The organism is Mycobacterium sp. (assembly GCF_035314665.1).
Taxonomy (GTDB): domain Bacteria; phylum Actinomycetota; class Actinomycetes; order Mycobacteriales; family Mycobacteriaceae; genus Mycobacterium.
Genome location: NZ_DATFZD010000327.1, coordinates 1 through 16,957, shown reverse-complemented (window position 1 = coordinate 16,957; position 16,957 = coordinate 1). Strand labels below are relative to the sequence as shown.

Here is a 16,957-nt window from a genome sequence, read left to right as displayed (position 1 = left end):
TTCGATCTCGATGCGGCGAAGGCGCTCGTGCTCCTCCGATTCACTGATATCGCCGTGCTGTAGCTGCGCCCGCAGTGCCTTCTCCTCAGCGACCAGGCCGTGGATATGCGTCAGGGCATCTTTGTCGGTCATTGTTGGTCCTCTTCCACGAGTCAAGTGTGCGGGACTAGGGTCGCATCCGTGCCAAGCAAACCAGAGATTGAATTTCCCATCGGCCCAGCGCCCGCACAACTCGTCATCGACGACCTGGTAGTCGGGGACGGACCCGAAGCCGTGCCGGGCGGTGTCGTCGAGGTGCACTACGTCGGCGTCGAGTACGACACCGGCGAAGAATTCGACAGCTCCTGGGGTCGCGGCGAGCCCATCGAATTCCCGTTGCGCGGTCTCATTCAGGGATGGCAGGACGGTATCCCCGGCATGAAAGTGGGCGGCCGGCGTCAGCTGGTGATCCCGCCCGCGCAGGCCTACGGGCCGGCCGGTTCCGGGCACCAGCTATCCGGCAAGACGCTGATCTTCGTGATTGATCTGCTCAGCACGCGTTAGCAAGAGGGAGGACCCGATGGCGGGTTCCGATGAAGCACCCGAGGCCACGCGGTGGCGGCGAACCTCGAAGTTCTACGTGCGGTTCCCGCGCCTGCTGTGGTTGATCGGCCTGGTCGTCATTCCCCTGCTGCTGGCGGTGATCGGCTATGGCGAAGCGAGCCGGACCGGACCGAAGTTCAACGGGCCGACGGGCGCGTTGCCGACGCTGAACGTACCCAAGCCGTCCGGCGGCGCGCCGGGCACCCCGACGATTCCGGCGGTGATGCTGGCACCAGTGTCAATCACCCGCAGCGGCAACGACATCAAGCTTTCCGGTGACATGCCCACCGTTGAGGCAAAGGAGTCGCTGCTGGCGGCGCTGAAGAGCGGCTTCGGCCCGGATATCAACATCGTCGACAACGTACGGCTCAACCGCGATATCACGTCGCTCGATTTCTCCAATGCCGCAGGGGTTTTCAAGGCCGCTGCATCGGTTTCCGATTTCGGCCTCGCCATCAAGGGTGACACCCTCACCCTGATCGGGACGACGGGTTCGGGAGGCCAGCAAGATGCGATCGAGCAGGCAGCCGACGCGGCCTGGCCGAATCTGAATATCGTTGACACGATGGGGATTGGCGGTCCTGTCACCGCGAGCGCACCGCCGGGCCCGGCACCGGTTCTTGGCCCGGGCAATGCCTGCGACCACCTGCGATCGGATATCAAAGCGTCGGGCCCGATCACCTTTCCCAGCAACGGGTCGGCGTTGACGCCGGCCGCCGAGCAGACACTTGACCAGGTTGCCGACAAGCTGAAGGCCTGCCCAGGTGCGATCGTGATCATCAACGGCTACGCCGACAACACCGGCAACGACGCCATCAACATCCCGTTGAGCACCGAGCGTGCGGACGCCGTCGCCGATTATCTGGTCGCGCATGGTGTCACGCGCGATCATCTGACCGCGAAAGGTCTCGGTGCCGTCGATCCGGTCGCTGACAACGGCAACCCGGACGGTCAAGCCAAGAATCGCCGCGTCGAAATCGTAGTCGGTTAAGGAGAATTCACCGATGGACTTCGTAATCCAATGGTTGTGTTACCTGGCGGCATTCGCGGTCGGCTCGGCGGTTGCCCTGGTGGTCGCGGGCATATCGATCAACCGCACCACCGAAGAGCAGGCGCTGGACGACATGCCGGGTTCACGTGAGATCGGAGCGCAGTGATGGTCCACGTGAACTACTGCCTAGTCGCGGTGGCGTTCCTGCTCGGGATGTTGCTGACGTTCGCGCTGACCATCCGTCGCGTCAAACGTGAAGTGCCGGTGAGGTCTTCGGCTCCGGATGCCTCGGAGTAACTCAGCTCGGGCCGGGCAAACGCAACACAAGACGCACTCCGCCCAGCGGGCTGTTTTCCAGTGACGCCGTGCCGCCGTGCAACTGCGCCTGCTGGGCCACCAACGCCAGCCCCAGGCCGGAGCCCGAATGCGATGCGGTTGATCCGCGCGAGAACCGCTCGAAGACGACCTGGCGCTCCCCTTCGGGCACGCCGCTGCCGTTGTCGTCGACGGCGATTTCCACGCCGGCCCGCGAGCTGACCGCGGACAGCTGAACCCGGGTCGCCCCACCGTGTTTGACGGCGTTGGCAATCGCATTGTCGACGGCAAGACGCAGGCCCGCGGGTAGCCCGATGATGATGCAGGTCGGCGACGGCACCAAGGACACGTCGAGGTCGGGGTAGATCCGCATGGCGTCGTGCGCCGCGCGGTCGAGCAGTTCGGTGATGTCGACCGGCACGTGATCCTCCGACGTCGACAGCTCACCCTGGGCCAGCCGCTCCAGCGCGGACAACGTTGCCTCGATCCGCGATTGCGTTCGGACCACGTCGTTGAGCACTTCTTTGCGCTGCTCGTCCGGCAGGTCCAGGGTGGTCAGCACCTCGAGGTTGGTGCGCATCGCGGTCAGCGGCGTCCGCAATTCGTGCGAGGACACCGCCGCGAAGTCACGCGCCGACTCCAGGGCCTCCTTGGTCCGGAGCTGCTCATTCCAGATCCGTTGCAGCATGCCGCGCATGGCCTCGGCGATTTCGACGGCCTCACTGGCACCGCGCACCCTGATTTGCGGGCTTTCGTCACCGGCATCAATCGCCCGGGTCTGCTGGGCCAACCGCTTGAACGGCCGCACCGCGAAAGTCGCCAGTAGCCAAGCGAATACGGCCGCCGCGGCGATGGAGAATCCGGCGATCAAGATCACCCGGCGATGCAGGTTATTGGTGTCGGCGATGGTGGCGTCGTAGGTTGCGCCGACTTCCACAGACATCGGGTGCGGCGCTGGAATATTCACGGTGCGCACCCGGTAGCGCACGCCGTTGACGTAGGTGTCTGCGTAGCCGGCCGGCAACTCCGGCAGGGTGACTTTCGAGTTCGACGTGACCTCTTCACCGCCGCGGCGCACGGTGATGACCGCATCCTGGTCATTGGGGGACTTGGGGATTTCGCCGAGACCGCGGGGCAAAAACGGGATCGCGAAGCCGGCCGCCTCGTCCAGCCGGCGGTCCAGGCGTTCCTTGCGGTCGTTCGTGATGCCGAACCAGACGACAGCACAGGTGATGAGCACCGGGATAGCCGCGCCGATGGCGGTCGCCACCACCACCCTGGCACGCAGCGACGGCGTGCGGGTCAAGAGTCGCGACAAGAAGTTCATGCTCAATCCCGTCACTGCATACGCAGTACGAATCCCACTCCACGGACGGTGTGCAGCAGCCTCGGGCCGCCACCGGCTTCCAACTTACGGCGCAGGTATCCGATGAACACGTCGACGACGTTGGTGTCGGCGGCGAAGTCATAACCCCACACCAGTTCGAGCAACTGCGCACGCGACAGCACCGCGGTCTTGTGTTCGGCGAGCACGGCCAGCAGGTCGAACTCGCGCTTGGTCAGGTCGACGTCGACGCCGTTGACCCTGGCCCGCCGGCCCGGAATGTCGACTTCCAGTGGGCCGACCGTGATGGTTTCCGACGACGAGGTCGCGGTGGATCCGCGCCGCCGTAGCAGCGCTCGCACCCGAGCCACCAACTCGGCCAGCACGAACGGCTTGACCAGATAGTCGTCGGCGCCGGCCTCCAGCCCGGCCACCCGGTCGTCGACCGAACTGCGGGCACTGAGCACACAGACCGGGACGTCGTTGTCCATCGCACGCAGCGCGGTGACCACGCTGACGCCGTCCAGCACCGGCATGTTGATATCGAGCACGATCGCATCGGGCCTGGTCTCGGTTGCACTTCGCAGTGCCTCGGCGCCGTCGACCGCGGTCGATACTTCAAAGCCCGACAACCGCAATCCGCGCTCCAATGAGGCCAGCACGTCGGAGTCGTCGTCGACAACCAAAACCCGCGGTGAGGTCACACCAGTGTCCATGCCGCCCATGATGCCTGATTGTCCCCCTTAGCTGTGGGAACACCCGCCCGGGGCGCCCGTTCAATTCGCTCGCGATGGCGGGAACCGGCTGGCGCCGGGTTCCGGCGGTAACCGCAGCGAGTTCACCAGATAGCTGACGGTGCGATAGCTGCCGGCGAGCATGAGCAGTTCCAGCAGCGCCTCGTCCGAATAATGGCCGGTGAGCTCTGCCCACAGGGCATCGTCGATGGTGCAGTCCACGTGCAGGCTGTCGCACAACCGGATCAGCAGCCGATCGGCGTCGGTCCAACAGTTGTCGTCGGGCCCGCCGACCGTCAATGACCTGATTTGTGCTTCTGTCAGGCCGGCTTTGGCGGCGAATACGGCGACGTGCACGCCCCACTCGTACTCTGCGCCGCAGGACGCCGTCACCCGGTCGATGACGATCTCGCGTTGCCGGATGGTCAGATGCCCCCGGTCGAGAAGTCCGGAGTTGAAGAACTTGAAGAACAGCCGCCGATCGCGCGCCAATGTGGTGAACAACACGAGCGGCGGGCGTCCGCGCATGATCGCGTCGATGCCTTGCTGGATGTCGTCGGGCAGCGGCGCGATGGCGGGGGCAATACGGCCATTACGGGCGCTGTGGTCGCTGTGGTCGCTATCATTTTTATAGCGTGTCATAGTGTGAAAAGTAGCCCTGGTGCTACAAAATGTAAAGCGTGGATTCGCCTCGCATCGGATCGTCGGCCCGCGGATCGCGCTCGGGGCGCCCGATCATGGTCGCCCTCGACGCACTCGGGCGCCGCGGCGCTCTGCGGCTGCTATGGGAGCTGCGCAACGGGCCGCTGACCTTCCGGGCGTTACAGACGGCCTGCGACACCAACCCCGGCTCGCTCAACACGCGGCTGAAGGAGTTGCGGCAGCTGCACATCGTGGATCACGGGGACGCGGGTTATTTCCTTACCCCGCATGGCCGTTCGCTGATGGCGGCTCTTGAGCCGCTGCAGATGTGGGCGCACCGCTGGGCGGCCGACGCATTCGACGACTCCTAGGGCAGCCCGATGTCGCGGTAGCGTCGCAAGCGGGCCGCCGTCCGTTCGCCGTCGGGTACTCCGCGAAGCGCATGCAGCTCGGCGGCGATCGCCACGGACAACCGGGTGCAGAACTCGACCGGCTCGTCGGCGGCGTCCGGGTGCTCCGGCACGACGACGTCGACGATGCCGGAGGCCAACAAGTCGGCCGATCGGATGCCTTGCGCGGCAGACAGTTCGGGGGCGTGTGCGGTGTCGCGGAAGACGATCGCGCTGGCGCCCTCGGGCGGCAGCGGCGCCAGCCAGCCGTGCAGTGCGGCCAGCGCCCGGTCGGCCGGCACCATCGCCAGGGCAGGCCCGCCGCTGCCCTGACCGAGCAGCACCGACACCGTCGGGGTATCCAGCGTGACCAGCTCGGCCAGACAGTGAGCGATCTCACCGGCAAGCCCCTCCTGTTCCGCCTCGGCCGACAGTGCCGGTCCGGCGGTGTCGATGACGAGCACCAGCGGCAGCCGGAGGCCGGCGGCCAGCGTCATGCCGCGACGTGCCTCGCGCAGCGCTGCGGGCCCGAATCGGCCCGCCTCCGACCCGCCGGCGGAGCGCTGCTGGCCCAGGACCACCGCGGGCTGACCGGCGAACCGGGCCAGTGCCAGCAGTGTGGTCGCCGCTTCGCCCTGCTCGGTTCCGGATAGCAGCACCTGTTCGGTGCAGCCATGTCGCAGCAACTGCCGCACCCCGGGCCGATCCGGCCGTCGTGACGCCAGCACCGAGTCCCAGGCCGGGACATCGGGCAGCGGTTCGGGCGGCGGCGGATCCGGCGCCGCCCCCGCGTCGTCGGCGACCACTTTGAGCGCACGGTCGAGGATCCCGCGCAGCTCACCGACCGGCACGACCGCGTCGATGACGCCGTGCCGGTGCAGGTTCTCCGCCGTCTGGATGCCGGCCGGAAACGGTTCGCCGTAGAGCTGCTCGTACACCCGCGGGCCCAGGAAGCCAATCAAGGCGCCCGGCTGGGCGATGGTGACATGTCCCAGCGAGCCCCATGACGCGAACACCCCGCCGGTGGTCGGGTGGCGCAGGTACACCAGGTACGGCAGGTGTGCCTGCTTGTGCAGCGTGACCGCCGCGGCGATCTTCACCATTTGCAGAAACGCGACCGTGCCCTCCTGCATCCGGGTACCACCGGAGCTTGGCGACGCCAGCAATGGCAGCCGCTCGGCGGTGGCGCGCTGCACGGCCGCGGTGATCCGTTCGGCCGCGGCGACGCCGATCGAGCCGCCGAGAAACTCGAACTCGCAGACCACCACGGCCACCCGCCGCCCGAACACCCGGCCCTCGCCGGTCAGCACCGACTCGTCACGGCCGGTGGCGGCGCGGGCGTCGGCGAGCTCGTGGGCGTAGGACGCATCGGTCGGCACCACCAGCGGTGTGGTGTCCCAGCTGACGAAAGTTCCCTTGTCGAGCACCGCGTCGCGCAGTTCGTCGGTCCCGATCCGGCTCACTCGGCTGAGGCTACCTATCAGGTGAGGGTCTGCGGGTCGACGTCGAAAAGCGAAACAGTATCCAGGATTACGCCGGTGTCCTGGACGTAGCGATCCCACAGCGCGAGAAGCTCGGCCAGCTTGTCGGGCCGTGCGGCGGCCAGGTCATCGATCTCGCCCGGGTCGGCGGAGAGATCGTAGAGTTGCCAGTCACCCGGGCCGTAAGGCGGGGGAAGGTAGAGCGCCTTCCAGTCACCCTGGCGGATGGCGCGGCGGCCGAACAACTCCCATCCGGTTCCGGTGACGGCGTGGTGTATTTTCTCGGTACTGCCGGACAGGTATGGCACCAGCGACCCACCGCGCATGGGTTCGACTTCGCGGCCCCGGTATTCGGTGCCGGGGTGCGTGACGCCCGCGAGTTCCAGCAAGGTCGGAGCGATGTCCATAACGGTCGCGAATGCGTCGCCGATCTGGGCTTGGCGGGCAAAGCCCGGCCAGGTGACGAACCCGACCACCCGGATGCCGCCCTCGGCGGTGAACGCTTTGTATAGGCGCGACGGCGCCGTGGCGGCCTGTGCCCAGCGTGGGCCGTACCAGATAAACGAATTGGGGGCGCCCAGGTTGTCGAGGCTGTGGTCGCAGTGCTTTTCGATCGCCGATGCGATCACGTCGCCGAGAATCGGTATCGCCTCGACTATCGCTCCCTCGGCGCCGTTGTCGGACAGGAAGATCACCACCGTGTTGTCGAGCTCCCGGGTTTCGGTCAGGTAGTCGATCACGCGGCCGATGTTCCAGTCCATGCGGTCCACCATTCCGGCGTAGACCTCCATGCTCCGGGCCGAGCGCGCCTGCTCGTCGGCGGTGATGTCCGACCACTCCGGCGCGCCATCCGCCACGACAGGGTGCGCGTCGACGTCGGGCGGGCAAAGGCCGAGCTGCTTGAGCGCGGCCAGCCGCGACTCGCGCAATGCGTCGGGGCCGTCGTCGTAGCGGCCGCGGTACTTCGCGATGGATTCCGCGGGCGCCTGAAGCGGCCAGTGTGGCGCCTGGAACGGCAGGTACGCGAAGAACGGCCGGTCGTCCTCCTCGCTGCGTTCTGCGAAATAGCGCAACAGCGTGTCGGTGTAGGAGTCAGAAGAGTAGAAGTCGTCGCCGACGGTAACGAAGTGGTCGTCCTCGGTGTAAAGCGTTGGCCCGGGCAAAAAATTGCCGGCCTGAGCTCCGCCGTAATGGCTGGCGCCGCCCGGCAGCAGCGCGAACGACCGCTCGAACCCGCGGGCCCACGGCGATCTGTCAATAGTGTTGCCCAGGTGCCATTTACCCGACATCAGCGTCAGGTAGCCGGCGTCGCGCAACAACTCGGGCAACGCCACGACCCGGTCGTTGAGGTAGCCCTCATAGCCCGGTGCGCCTTTGAACCCCGGGGGCAGCACCTCCGACATGGTGCCGATGCCGGCGATGTGGTGATCGGTTCCGGTCAGCAGCATCGACCGGGTCGGCGAGCAGGCCGGTGCCGAATGGAAGTCGGTGAACCGGATCCCCGCATGGGCCAGCCGGTCCAGGTTGGGGGTGCTGATCTCGCCGCCGAAGGCGCCGATATCGGAGAACCCGAGGTCGTCAGCCACTATCACCAAGAAGTTGGGCCGTTTCACGGTGAAGCATCCTGTCAGGTCCGCGCGCCGAATGGAATGTTCTTAGTACCGCCGGTTCGGTGTCGCCCGGGGCGTAACTAGGCTTTGTGCCATGATCCGCGCCAACGACGATGCAGAGCGAAGCGATGAGGAGGAGTGAGGAGTGGCGCCCATGATTGGTGTCAACCGCGTCGAAGACGTCCTGACCATTGAGTTGCAGCGGCCGGAACGGCGCAACGCGCTGAACTCCCAGCTCGTCGAGGAGCTACGCGAGGTGGTGGACAAGGCGGCCGGCGATAGCGTCCGGGTTGTCGTGCTGACCGGGCAGGGCACCGTGTTCTGCGCCGGTGCCGACCTGAGTGGCGACGCGTTCGCCGCCGATTATCCCGACCGGCTCATCGAACTGTACAAGGTCTTGGACGCGGCGCCGATTCCGATAGTCGGTGCGATCAACGGGCCCGCCATCGGGGCGGGCCTGCAGCTGGCGATGCAATGTGATTTGCGCGTCGTCGCGCCGGAGGCGTTCTTCCAGTTTCCGACATCGAAATACGGTCTGGCGCTGGATAACTGGAGTATTCACCGGCTCGCGAAGCTGGTTGGACACGGCCGGGCCCGGGCGATGCTGCTGTCGGCGGAGAAGCTGACCGCCGAGACCGCGCTGCAGACCGGGATGGCCAACCGGATCGGCACGCTGGCCGATGCGCAGGCCTGGGCCGCCGAGATCGCGGGCCTGGCGCCGCTGGCGCTGCAGCACGCCAAGCGGGTACTGAACGACGACGGTTCCATCGAAGAGCCCTCGCCGATCCAAAAGGAGCTTTTCGACAAGGCGTGGGCCAGCCAGGACGTGATCGAAGCGCAGGTGGCCCGGGTGGAGAAGCGGCCACCGAAGTTCCGGGGAGCCTGATCGCATGTTGCGCGAAGCGTTACGACTGGCCGCCGGCACCCTAACGCTGGCGACCGGAGGATGGGTGCTGCGCGCGCTGCATGGTGCGCCGGCCGCGCTCGGGGCCCAGCCGTCCGACATTCGTGCGGCGGCCGAGCGGTCTCCGAATTTTCAGGACGGTGTCTTCGTCAACCTCGAACCGGCTTCCCAGTTCAACATCGACCGCGAGGAACAACGGAACATCTTGTGGGAGGTAATCGGCGCCCGCGCCGCTACCCGGCCCACGGTGCAAATCCCGTTGGCTCCGCCAAAGTCTCGAGCCTTCGAAGCCCCCGCGGGCCAGATCGCTGTCAGCTGGTTCGGCCACTCGAGCGCGCTGCTGGAGATCGACGGGTACCGCGTCCTCACCGACCCGGTTTGGAGTGATCGCTGCTCGCCCTCCGAGGTCGTCGGCCCGGAGCGGATGCATCCGCCGCCGGTGCCGCTGGACGCACTACCGGCGTTGGACGCGATCATCATCAGCCACGACCATTACGACCACCTCGACATCGACACCATCGTCGGGCTGGCTCGCAGCCAGTGGGCCCCGTTCGTGGTTCCGCTCGGTGTCGGTGCGCACCTGCGTGATTGGGGCATTCCCGACGAGCGCATCATCGAACTCGACTGGAACGAGCGCACACAGGTTGACGAGCTGACCCTGATCTGCACGCCGGCCCGGCACTTCTCCGGCCGCTTCCTGAACCGCAACTGCACGCTGTGGGCGTCGTGGGCGATCGTCGGCCCCGAGCACCGGGCGTACTTCGGCGGAGACACCGGCTACACCAAGAGTTTTGGGGACATCGGCGCCGACCACGGACCGTTCGACCTGACGCTGATGCCGATCGGTGCCTACAGCAAGTCGTGGCCGGACATTCACATGAATCCCGAGGAGGCGGTCCAGGCGCACCTGGACGTCAACGGCGGACTTCTGGTGCCGATCCACTGGTGCACGTTCCGGCTGGCGCCACACCCGTGGGCCGAACCGATCGAGCGGCTGCTGGCCGCTGCCGACGAAGCAGACGTCCGGGTGGCGGTGCCCAAGCCGGGCGAGCGCGTGGACCCCACGGCGAGCGCGGACTTGGACCCGTGGTGGCGGTTGGCAGATCGCTCCCGCAACGACAAGAATGACGCCGGAAGCGCCTAGGCGAAGGGACGAAACATGGGATTCCTGGACAAGGCCAAGGACTTGCTAGCTCAGAACGCCGACACGGTCGGCGCCGCGATCGACAAGGCGGGGGAGTTCGTCGACTCCAAGACCGAGGGCAAGTACAAGGACACCGTCAACAAGGTGCAGGAAGCGGCGAAGAACGCTCTAAAGGATGACGAGAAGGGCGCAGAGCACAGCTAGCTCATGGCGAAACTCTCCGCGTCCATCGACGTACCGCTGCCACCCGAAAAGGCTTGGAACGACGCGTCTAACCTGTCCCGCTACAAGGAGTGGTTGACCATCCACCGGGTGTGGCGGAGCAGGCTGCCCGAGCAGTTGGAAAAGGGCACCATCATCGAGTCAATCGTCGAAGTCAAGGGCATGCCCAACCGAATCCAATGGACGATCGTGCATTACAAGCCGCCGGAGGCCATGACGCTCAACGGTGACGGCGTCGGCGGCGTCAAGGTCAAGTTGATCGCGAAAGTCAGGCCGAAGGGCCCTGACAACCATGACTCGGTCGTCAGCCTCGATGTGCATCTCGGGGGTCCGGCGCTGTTCGGGCCCATCGGCATGATCGTCGCCGCCGCGTTGCGCAGCGACATCCGCGAATCGTTGAAAAAGTTCGTCACGGTGTTCGCGCCGGCCTGATGCTCCGCCTACGCCCGGGTTGGTTGGTTGCGCTGTTCGCCGCGACGGTGTCGGTGAGTGGGTGGCTGCCGTGGCTGACGACGGGCAAGGGCGGCGGCGGCTGGGCCAACGCCATCGGCGGCAGCATCGGCAGCCTGCATCTTCCGCCCGGCTTCGGGCCGGGTCAGCTGATCGTCTTGCTGTCCTCGACGCTGCTGGTGGCGGGCGCGATGGTCGGCAGGGGCTTGTTGGTGAAGCCGGCATCGGTTGCCGCGCTGCTGATCTCGCTGCTCGTCGTCGCGCTGACGGTGTGGTACTACGACGTCAACGTCAAGCCCCCGGTATCGGCCGCCTACGGGCTGTACGTCGGCGGCGCCGCCGCTGCGGCAGCGGCGCTGTGTTCGGGGTGGGCGTTGGCATCGTCGCTCCGCGGCGGTCGATCGCACTAGCCCACGCTGACCTGCGCGCCTCTCAGCGGCTGAGCGCACTGGTCGCACGTCAACTCCCCGTTGAACGGATCGCCGCAGCCGAGGTGGGTGATCATCACGGCCGGCCCCTCCGGCGCGTGGAACCATTGCTGGCCGCACTGCAGGGCGGCGATGATCACCGGGAAGAACGCTCGGCCCTTTTCGGTGAGTTGATAACGAGCATGTGGCTGCCCGGCTTGTCGTGACGCGGAAAGCACACCGTTCGCGCAGAACGTCTGCAGCCGGCCGGCCAGCAGTGTCGGCGGCGCGCCAAGCTGTGTTTGGAAGTCGGTGAAGCGGCTGGTCCCCAGGAAGGCACATACCAATAATGCTGCGGCCCAACGGTTTCCGAAGACATTCATGGTCTCGGGGAACAGCCCCGCCTGATGGCGGTTGCCGTCGGCGCTCGCCCGGCGACGGGTGACCGCCTCGGGTACTGACCGGGGCCACGACCCGCTCGGACCCCAGCGGGCGGTGACCTCTTTTTCGGTCACCACTTCGGCGCATGACCGGCAGGTCAGCATCGGCGCGAAGTCGCCGCCGCACACCGTGTGGCGCATCCCCGGCAGCTTATGGACATGCTCGGGCACCCATCGTCGTTCCCACTCCCAGATCGACAGCAGCACCGGCCACAGTGCCCGTCCGCGTTGGCTGATCAGATACTCGGCGCGAACGGGTCGGGTTCGGTACGTCGTGCGAAGCAGTAGCCCCTCGCTGGTCAGCGCTCGTAACCGGTTGGTGAGCACCGAGTTTGAGATCGGCAGTCGCTCGATGAACTCGCCGTACCGGGTAGCCCCCAACAGCGCCTGCTGGATGATCAGCAGCGTCCACTCGTCGCCGAGCAGTCCGAGTATCCGCCCTACGGCGTTGGTGCCGCCGGGGCTCAGCGTCGTCGGTGTCGCGGCGTCGGGGACCGACGTCATTTACAGCCCGATCGCGCCGGCGGGGGAGTCGGCGGTGTGCCAGCGCCGCAGCTGCGCGCCCGGCGCCCAGGTGGCGTGGGTGCCGCTGGAAATCCGTTCGGGCAGTGCAAGTTTGCATACCGGACCGTCGCCCACTCGTGCGGCATCGAAGACCAGGCAGTAGGAGGCGTCGGCATTCATGTCGGTGGTCAGCGTGACCAGGTAGCCGTCGTCCTCGCCGGTGGCGCCCACGCGCGCGGCCATCGCGGCTTCGCTTCCGTAGACGCCGTCGCCGAACCGGTAGCGCTCTTCACTTCCGGTTTGCAGGTCGTGTTTGACCAGCCCGTCGAACAGGAACCAGCCCGGCTTGCCGGCGGCCGCGTAGCTGTAGCGATAGTTGGTAGCCGCGTAATCGGGGTTGATCGTTCCGAATTCGGTGATGGATTCAGACAGCTGTTCTTCCTTCACCGCGCCGGTGACCAGGTTGAACCGCCACCGGTGCAGCCGGGCTTGCAGTCGATCCAGCGCTAGGAAGCGAAAGAGCTTGTCCCACGGTGCTTTTAGGGTGCCAAGCGATCCGCTAGTGTCAACGGGTTGCGGAGCGCCTTCGAAGAATCCGTCCAGCACGATCTCGTCGCCGTCCTCATACGCGTTGGTGAAGTGCAGCACGAACGTCGGGTCCGCCTCGAACCACCGGATGTCGCCGGTTCCGCCGCGGCGCGGGAGCACGGCGAAGCGCGACGGAATGTCGGGATAGAACCGCGGCAGATGCACGTCGTGTTCGAGCAGCTTCGGATCCCAGAACAACGGGAAATCGTTGAGGATCGCATAGTTTTCGGTGAAGGCCATGTCGTGCGGCAGCCGTGGCCCGGGCAGTGGGATGTCGACGTAGTGCGCCAGCTGGTTGCTTTCGTCGACGACGCCGTAGTGCATGTACGGTGCTTGCTTGCTGTAGTTGAAGAACAGCAGTTCGCCGGTTTTAGCGTCGACCTTGGGATGCGCGGACACACCCCACTTGACCGGGAAGTCGCCGTCCCAGGTCTCCTTGCCGAGCGTGTCGCCCGAGTACGGGTCGACTCGGTATAGGTCACCGCACTGGTAGAAGCTGGTCAGTGCGATGCCTCGGTGGACGATCACGTCGGTGCTCGACGCGTCCTTCATTTTCGTGCGAGCGCCCCAGCCCTGTTCGCGCTTGGTCAACTGCACCGGTTCGGCCAACCCCGGCCACAGCGGCTCACCCGATTCGTTCTCGGCCAGGAAACCATCGGTGCGGACAAAGCGGTTGCGGTAGAAGGCTTTTCCGTCGCGGAAACCGACCACGTGCAGCATGCCGTCGCCGTCGAACGGGTGATAGGTCTTCAACGCGGGATGCAACGGGTTTTCGGTGTTGCGCAGGTACACACCGTCCAGGTCGCGGGGGATTTCGCCCTCCACGGCGGTGAGGTCGTCGGCGTCCCACTCGGTGGTCTGCGGTCGCCACGGACCGGTCCGGTACGGGTGGTCGTCGTCTTCGGGCAGGGTCGACAGGAACTTACCGACGATCTCGACATCCATGGTGTCAGCTTTCCGCCTCGGCCACGACGAAGCTGACCGTTGTCGCGGTGCTACCGCCGAAGTTCAGCGTGCCAAAGGTTTTCGCGTTCTCGACTTGATAGTCCCCGGCCGTTCCGCTGACCTGCTTGGCCGCGTCGACGAGCATGCGCACCCCGGACGCGCCGACCGGGTGCCCGCCCCCGATCAGTCCGCCGCTGGGGTTGATCGGCAGCCGACCGCCGATCTCGATTTCACCGTTCTCGATGGCCTTCCACGATTCACCCGGCCCGGTCAGCCCGATGTGGTCGATCGCCAGATACTCGCTGGGCGTGAAGCAATCGTGGACTTCGATCCCGTCGAGGTCATCGAGCGATACCTGGGCGCGGTGCAGGGCATCGAGCACCGCCGCCCGTACATGAGGCAGCACGTACGGATCGTCGGCGGCGCGGTCCAGTTTCTGTTGCAGGCCCAGCCCGACGGTGCAGTGGCCCCAACCGTCGACGCGGGCGATCGGACGCGCACCCGGATGCTCCCGCAGGTATCGATCGGTGACCAGCACGACGCCCGCGCCGCCGTCGGTCATCTGGCTGCAATCGAACCGGCGCAGCCGGCCCTCGATGCCCGGGTTGGTGGCGTCGTCGTCGCTGATCGGGTCGGGGACATTCCATTCTCGGGTCTGCGCGTTGGGGTTTCGGCGCGCGTTGGCGAAGTTGAGTCGCGCGATCGCCCGCAGATGGCTGTCATCCAGCCCGTAGCGGCGGTCGTACTCGTCGGCGACCCGGGCGAACATCGAGGGCCAGAGGAACCGGGCGTCGGCGCCCTCGTGGCCGGTCCACGCCGCGGCCCCGAGATGCCGGGCCGCGGTGTCGCCGGTCACGGTCTTCTCCAGTTCGACGCCGATGACCAACGCGCTGTCGTAGTTGCCCGACCGCAGGTCGGCCATCGCGGCCAGGGTCGCCACACTGCCGGACGCGCACGCGGCTTCGTGCCGCGACGCCGGGGTGTCCCAGAGGCCGTCACACACGGTGGCCGGCATCGCGCCGAGGTGGCCCTGTTCGGCGAACATCTCGCCGAATGCGTTCGCGACGTGGACGACGCCGATATCGGCGGCGTCCACTTTGGCCGCGGCGAGTGCGGCCTCGACGACCTCGCCGGTCAGGTCCGCAAAGTCGCGCCCTTCTTTGGTGAGGTTGCGGGCGAAATCGCTTTGGTAGCCGCCGAGAATCCAGACATGGTTGTCCATGAGCGGCACGTTACTACAACTAAAAGAGTGACACCATGTCCGGCTGAGTGGACGTCAGCGCCGGAGTGCCGGATGCTGAAGGGGCTAAAGATTAAAGACGGTCTCGTCGGCTCTCGGCTGAACCGACGAGACCTAAGTGAACGCGCAGGTCGACCAACACGCCCACCTTCCTAGCCGCATTACCGTCGGCGGCGATTGACAAACCTTGTAGTCGCCGACGGCTATAAGGCTCCCCGGGCCACGGCATGCGACGGGTCCGAACTCCATTCCGACCACGACCCGGGATACAGCGCCGCCGGGTACCCCATAGCAGTGAGCGCCGCCAGTGTGATGGTGGCGGTGACACCCGAGCCGCAATAGGCACCGATTCGGCTGCCCCGCTCGATGCCATGCTCGGACAGCAGCCGGCTGAGGTCGCCGTCGGCTCGAAACGTGCCGTCGTCCGCGAGGACAGTGCCGCTGGGCAGGTTCTGCGCGCCGGGGATGTGGCCGGCAACGGGATCGACCGGCTCAACGTCACCGCGGAAGCGTTCCGGTGAGCGCGCGTCGAGCAGTGTCAGGTCGGCCGTGCGCACGTGCTGTGCCGTCAATGTCGGCAGCGCTCCGGCGTACAGATCCTCGTGCAGCACAGTCGCATTGCCCGGTGGCGGCGTGACCGGGCCGCTGGCCAGGCTGCCTCCGGCCGACCGCCACGCCGACAAGCCGCCGTCCAGGATGCGCACGTCGCTCAGCCCGGCCGCGGTCAGTACCCACCATGCCCGCGCCGAACCCGCTCGATTCCAGTCGTCGTAGACGACGGTGGGCACGCCCGCGCGGATGCCCCAACGGCGCGCGGACACCTCGACGCTGTGGCCCGACGGCAGCGGGTGTCGGCCGCGGCCGCTGACCGCGTGGTCGCTCAGCTCGTCCTCCAGTGACACGTACACCGCGCCGGGAACGTGGCCTTGCAAGTACGTCGCGCGTCCATCGGGCTCGTCGAGTCGCCAACGCACATCGAGAATCGTGACGGGACGATCAGCGTGAATGAGATCGGCCAACTCCGCGGCGGTGATCAGGACGTGGGTGCGCGCTTTCAACGAGTCACTCTCCTTGGCTAGATGCATATATTGTGGTCCGATCGACTTCGCCGGGCGAAGGAGTCTCCGACGGTCAACACGGGTAAGACGCCACCACGGGAACCGCTCACGTCGGGTGAACGCCGCGCCGCGCTGATAGTGATCGGCGTTGTGGGCTGTTTGGTTGTGGCGGGCGCGCTTATCTGGGGTCTGACTGGACACTCATCGACATATGACCGGTCCGGTGACGGCTGCGTCACGGTCGCGTTCCCTAGCAGCATGGGTGGTGGACTCGAGCACGCGTGCGGTGTGGCCGCGCACGACTGGTGCCGCGCCGTCGACGGCCAGCGCGACGCGCATGCGCTGGCAGTCCAGGCTCAGTGTCGGGTAGCCGGAATTCGCCCGTAAGGGGCTCGGCCCGCAAGCAGAAATTCAAAATTAACAATTGGTCATCTGACAGAAACGGCCCGGTGTAATAGTTTGACCGCTCGATAGCGCCAGCGCGATAACTGATCGAGAGGGACGCCGATATGAACCCTTATCCCGATTGGCTCAGCGCGGGAGATAACGCCTGGCAGCTGGTGGCCGCGACGCTGGTCGGGCTGATGAGCATCCCCGGTATTGCGGTGCTCTATGGGGGTCTCGTCCAGAAGAAGTGGGCGGTCAACACGATGTTGATGGCCTTCACCGGGTTTTCGCTGGTGCTAGTCGCGTGGGTGCTGTGGGAATTCAAAATGGGTTTCGGAGAGCCCCTGAAGCTCGGCCCGGGCATCCTGCAGTCCGCCATAGGCAAGCCGGGGTCCATCTTGGGTTCCGACAATCAGCATCAGGCGAGCATCCCGCTGCTCGACGCGGGCATGCCGAAGTTCCGATTCTCCGAAACCACGCTGGCCTATTTCCAGTTCGTGTTCGCCGCCATTACCCCGCTGCTGTTCTTGGGCAGCGTGCTCGGCCGGATGAGCTTCAAGGTGTGGCTGCTCTTCGTTCCGCTGTGGTCGACTTGTGCTT

General features: G+C 66.2%; 21 protein-coding genes and 1 pseudogene. 12 read left to right on the top strand and 10 right to left on the bottom strand.

Going from position 1 to position 16,957, the window contains the following annotated elements; all coding sequences use genetic code 11:
• Positions 1-132: DUF2630 family protein (locus VKI00_RS22660; protein ID WP_324441456.1), on the bottom strand; the 132-nt coding region annotated here is incomplete at its 3' end.
• A 48-nt stretch (positions 133-180) separates the two neighbouring features.
• Here VKI00_RS22660 and VKI00_RS22655 point away from each other — a divergent pair.
• The 4 genes from VKI00_RS22655 to VKI00_RS22640 are packed head-to-tail and all read left to right on the top strand — an operon-like array spanning position 181 to position 1,870.
• Complete coding sequence (locus VKI00_RS22655) at positions 181-543, top strand: FKBP-type peptidyl-prolyl cis-trans isomerase (protein ID WP_324441448.1); 363 nt, start codon at positions 181-183, stop codon at positions 541-543.
• 16 nt (positions 544-559) lie between these two features.
• Positions 560-1,573, top strand: a complete 1,014-nt coding sequence (locus VKI00_RS22650) for an OmpA family protein (RefSeq protein ID WP_324441446.1) — start codon at positions 560-562, stop codon at positions 1,571-1,573.
• 13 nt (positions 1,574-1,586) lie between these two features.
• Complete coding sequence (locus tag VKI00_RS22645) at positions 1,587-1,739, top strand: hypothetical protein (protein ID WP_324441444.1); 153 nt, start codon at positions 1,587-1,589, stop codon at positions 1,737-1,739.
• Entirely contained in the window at positions 1,739-1,870 is a 132-nt protein-coding gene (locus VKI00_RS22640; protein ID WP_324441442.1) for a hypothetical protein, read from the top strand. The genes VKI00_RS22645 and VKI00_RS22640 overlap by 1 nt, the downstream gene beginning before the upstream one ends.
• Position 1,871: 1 nt before the next feature.
• Here the strand turns inward: VKI00_RS22640 and VKI00_RS22635 are convergent, their stop codons facing one another.
• From VKI00_RS22635 to VKI00_RS22625, 3 genes are read right to left on the bottom strand one after another with little or no spacing between them, the layout of a single operon-like run.
• Positions 1,872-3,215 (bottom strand): HAMP domain-containing sensor histidine kinase, encoded by a 1,344-nt coding sequence (locus VKI00_RS22635; RefSeq protein ID WP_324441454.1) that lies wholly within the window; start codon positions 3,213-3,215, stop codon positions 1,872-1,874.
• A gap of 11 nt (positions 3,216-3,226) precedes the next feature.
• Positions 3,227-3,937 carry a two-component system response regulator PrrA gene (gene prrA, locus VKI00_RS22630; protein ID WP_324441440.1) on the bottom strand — a complete coding sequence of 237 codons (711 nt, stop codon included), beginning with the start codon at positions 3,935-3,937 and terminating at the stop codon, positions 3,227-3,229.
• A gap of 51 nt (positions 3,938-3,988) precedes the next feature.
• The gene (locus tag VKI00_RS22625) at positions 3,989-4,588 is read right to left on the bottom strand and encodes a carboxymuconolactone decarboxylase family protein (protein ID WP_324441438.1); all 600 of its coding nucleotides are present in this window, start codon (positions 4,586-4,588) and stop codon (positions 3,989-3,991) included.
• Between the two features lie 38 nt (positions 4,589-4,626).
• Between VKI00_RS22625 and VKI00_RS22620 the strand changes: the two genes are divergently transcribed.
• Positions 4,627-4,959 carry a winged helix-turn-helix transcriptional regulator gene (locus tag VKI00_RS22620; protein WP_324441436.1) on the top strand — a complete coding sequence of 111 codons (333 nt, stop codon included), beginning with the start codon at positions 4,627-4,629 and terminating at the stop codon, positions 4,957-4,959.
• On the opposite strand, the gene VKI00_RS22615 is transcribed toward VKI00_RS22620, so the two are convergent.
• Both VKI00_RS22615 and VKI00_RS22610 read right to left on the bottom strand, forming a co-directional pair.
• Positions 4,956-6,440, bottom strand: a complete 1,485-nt coding sequence (locus VKI00_RS22615; RefSeq protein WP_324441434.1) for a carboxyl transferase domain-containing protein — start codon at positions 6,438-6,440, stop codon at positions 4,956-4,958. The genes VKI00_RS22620 and VKI00_RS22615 overlap by 4 nt on opposite strands.
• 17 nt (positions 6,441-6,457) lie before the next feature.
• Positions 6,458-8,071: an arylsulfatase gene (locus tag VKI00_RS22610; RefSeq protein WP_324441432.1), complete on the bottom strand. Its 1,614-nt coding sequence runs from the start codon at positions 8,069-8,071 to the stop codon at positions 6,458-6,460.
• Between the two features lie 151 nt (positions 8,072-8,222).
• Between VKI00_RS22610 and VKI00_RS22605 the strand changes: the two genes are divergently transcribed.
• The 5 genes from VKI00_RS22605 to VKI00_RS22585 are packed head-to-tail and all read left to right on the top strand — an operon-like array spanning position 8,223 to position 11,198.
• Positions 8,223-8,954, top strand: coding sequence for an enoyl-CoA hydratase (locus tag VKI00_RS22605; protein ID WP_324441452.1), 732 nt, complete (start codon positions 8,223-8,225; stop codon positions 8,952-8,954).
• Positions 8,955-8,958: 4 nt separating this feature from the next.
• The gene (locus VKI00_RS22600; RefSeq protein ID WP_324441430.1) at positions 8,959-10,116 is read left to right on the top strand and encodes an MBL fold metallo-hydrolase; all 1,158 of its coding nucleotides are present in this window, start codon (positions 8,959-8,961) and stop codon (positions 10,114-10,116) included.
• Positions 10,117-10,131: 15 nt separating this feature from the next.
• Positions 10,132-10,320, top strand: a complete 189-nt coding sequence (locus VKI00_RS22595; protein WP_324441427.1) for an antitoxin — start codon at positions 10,132-10,134, stop codon at positions 10,318-10,320.
• A 3-nt stretch (positions 10,321-10,323) separates the two neighbouring features.
• Entirely contained in the window at positions 10,324-10,770 is a 447-nt protein-coding gene (locus VKI00_RS22590) for a type II toxin-antitoxin system Rv0910 family toxin (RefSeq protein WP_324441425.1), read from the top strand.
• Entirely contained in the window at positions 10,767-11,198 is a 432-nt protein-coding gene (locus VKI00_RS22585; RefSeq protein WP_324441450.1) for a hypothetical protein, read from the top strand. Before VKI00_RS22590 ends, VKI00_RS22585 begins: the two co-directional genes overlap by 4 nt.
• Here the strand turns inward: VKI00_RS22585 and VKI00_RS22580 are convergent.
• From VKI00_RS22580 to VKI00_RS22565, 4 genes are all read right to left on the bottom strand, one after another.
• The gene (locus VKI00_RS22580; RefSeq protein WP_324441423.1) at positions 11,195-12,139 is read right to left on the bottom strand and encodes a winged helix-turn-helix transcriptional regulator; all 945 of its coding nucleotides are present in this window, start codon (positions 12,137-12,139) and stop codon (positions 11,195-11,197) included. The genes VKI00_RS22585 and VKI00_RS22580 overlap by 4 nt on opposite strands.
• On the bottom strand, positions 12,140-13,672 hold the full coding sequence (locus VKI00_RS22575; RefSeq protein WP_324441421.1) for a carotenoid oxygenase family protein: 1,533 nt from the start codon (positions 13,670-13,672) through the stop codon (positions 12,140-12,142). It abuts the gene before it with no gap.
• 4 nt (positions 13,673-13,676) lie between these two features.
• Entirely contained in the window at positions 13,677-14,894 is a 1,218-nt protein-coding gene (locus VKI00_RS22570; protein ID WP_324441419.1) for an acetyl-CoA acetyltransferase, read from the bottom strand.
• Positions 14,895-15,115: 221 nt separating this feature from the next.
• A complete protein-coding gene (locus VKI00_RS22565) occupies positions 15,116-15,970 on the bottom strand; it encodes a sulfurtransferase (RefSeq protein WP_324441417.1) in 855 nt (284 codons plus the stop codon).
• A 21-nt stretch (positions 15,971-15,991) separates the two neighbouring features.
• Here VKI00_RS22565 and VKI00_RS22560 point away from each other — a divergent pair, with 21 nt between their 5' ends.
• Together VKI00_RS22560 and VKI00_RS22555 are read left to right on the top strand one after the other, a co-directional pair.
• The gene (locus VKI00_RS22560; protein ID WP_324441415.1) at positions 15,992-16,357 is read left to right on the top strand and encodes a hypothetical protein; all 366 of its coding nucleotides are present in this window, start codon (positions 15,992-15,994) and stop codon (positions 16,355-16,357) included.
• A 122-nt stretch (positions 16,358-16,479) separates the two neighbouring features.
• Positions 16,480-16,957, top strand: a pseudogene (locus VKI00_RS22555) (ammonium transporter); the annotation flags it as partial.

What these genes read in the sequence shown, in the direction of transcription:
- VKI00_RS22570 (WP_324441419.1), bottom strand. Translation starts at nt 14,894, where the DNA reads ATGGACAACCATGTCTGGATTCTCGGCGGCTACCAAAGCGATTTCGCC.
- VKI00_RS22575 (WP_324441421.1), bottom strand. Translation starts at nt 13,672, where the DNA reads ATGGATGTCGAGATCGTCGGTAAGTTCCTGTCGACCCTGCCCGAAGAC.
- prrA (WP_324441440.1), bottom strand. Translation starts at nt 3,937, where the DNA reads ATGGGCGGCATGGACACTGGTGTGACCTCACCGCGGGTTTTGGTTGTC.
- VKI00_RS22560 (WP_324441415.1), top strand. Translation starts at nt 15,992, where the DNA reads ATGCATATATTGTGGTCCGATCGACTTCGCCGGGCGAAGGAGTCTCCG.
- VKI00_RS22590 (WP_324441425.1), top strand. Translation starts at nt 10,324, where the DNA reads ATGGCGAAACTCTCCGCGTCCATCGACGTACCGCTGCCACCCGAAAAG.
- VKI00_RS22640 (WP_324441442.1), top strand. Translation starts at nt 1,739, where the DNA reads ATGGTCCACGTGAACTACTGCCTAGTCGCGGTGGCGTTCCTGCTCGGG.
- VKI00_RS22645 (WP_324441444.1), top strand. Translation starts at nt 1,587, where the DNA reads ATGGACTTCGTAATCCAATGGTTGTGTTACCTGGCGGCATTCGCGGTC.
- VKI00_RS22595 (WP_324441427.1), top strand. Translation starts at nt 10,132, where the DNA reads ATGGGATTCCTGGACAAGGCCAAGGACTTGCTAGCTCAGAACGCCGAC.
- VKI00_RS22605 (WP_324441452.1), top strand. Translation starts at nt 8,223, where the DNA reads ATGATTGGTGTCAACCGCGTCGAAGACGTCCTGACCATTGAGTTGCAG.
- VKI00_RS22625 (WP_324441438.1), bottom strand. Translation starts at nt 4,588, where the DNA reads ATGACACGCTATAAAAATGATAGCGACCACAGCGACCACAGCGCCCGT.
- VKI00_RS22635 (WP_324441454.1), bottom strand. Translation starts at nt 3,215, where the DNA reads ATGAACTTCTTGTCGCGACTCTTGACCCGCACGCCGTCGCTGCGTGCC.
- VKI00_RS22650 (WP_324441446.1), top strand. Translation starts at nt 560, where the DNA reads ATGGCGGGTTCCGATGAAGCACCCGAGGCCACGCGGTGGCGGCGAACC.
- VKI00_RS22600 (WP_324441430.1), top strand. Translation starts at nt 8,959, where the DNA reads ATGTTGCGCGAAGCGTTACGACTGGCCGCCGGCACCCTAACGCTGGCG.
- VKI00_RS22580 (WP_324441423.1), bottom strand. Translation starts at nt 12,139, where the DNA reads ATGACGTCGGTCCCCGACGCCGCGACACCGACGACGCTGAGCCCCGGC.